This is a genomic window from Thermoflexus sp., from assembly GCF_040289485.1.
In the GTDB taxonomy this organism is placed as follows: Bacteria; Chloroflexota; Anaerolineae; order Thermoflexales; family Thermoflexaceae; genus Thermoflexus.
The window spans coordinates 861-1,573 of the sequence record NZ_PSLG01000105.1 but is presented as its reverse complement, the minus strand read 5'-3'; the positions used below and the strand labels follow the sequence as shown (position 1 = coordinate 1,573).

Genomic DNA, 713 nt, shown 5'->3' with positions numbered 1-713 from the left:
CGGTTGCTCGCCCTCGACACCCCCGGCCACGCCCGCCATCACCATGCCTTCCTCGACGAGGCCACCGGGCTGCTCTTCGCCGGGGACATCGCCGGGGTCCGCCTGCCGGGGGTCCGCTACGTCCGCCCACCCACGCCGCCCCCCGAGCTGGACCTGGAGGCGTGGTCGGCCAGCATCGCGCGGCTGCGGGCCCTGCGGCCGACGGCCCTGGGCCTCACCCACTTTGGGGTCTTCCACGAGGACTTGGACGCCCACTGGGCAGAGCTGGAGGAGCGGCTGTGGGCCTGGGGCCGCTGGGTCCGGGCGATGATGGAAGAAAACCTAGATGAGGCGGAGATCACAGCGCGCCTGCGCCAACAAGCCGACCGGGAGCTCCAGGCGGCCGGGGCAGACCCGGCGTTTTACGATGTGGCGGCAAGCTATGAGAACATCGTGGCCGGCTATCTGCGCTACTGGCGCAAGCGCCTCGGCGCAGCCGCCACCCCCGGATCCCCCTCCCGGTAGCGCGCCGGGGACACGCGGTTGGTCGCATGGCTTTCCGCCACCGCGGCCGCGCTGCCGTCCCGCCCAAGCCCCTGCAGGGCCCGGGCGCGTCCCTCCGGGGTTAGGCGGGGTTGGTCCGGGCGAACAGGATCGCGACGTAGGACCGGAAGGAGGCCCGCCCCTCGTCGGTCGAGCGCCGCTCCGGCGAGCCGCTGGCGGCCAGCACGAGG

General features: G+C 73.6%; 1 pseudogene. It reads left to right on the top strand.

The annotated features are described in order from the left end of the window. Window positions 1–504, top strand: a pseudogene (locus C4313_RS11255) (MBL fold metallo-hydrolase); the annotation flags it as partial. Between the last annotated feature and the right edge of the window lie 209 nt (window positions 505–713).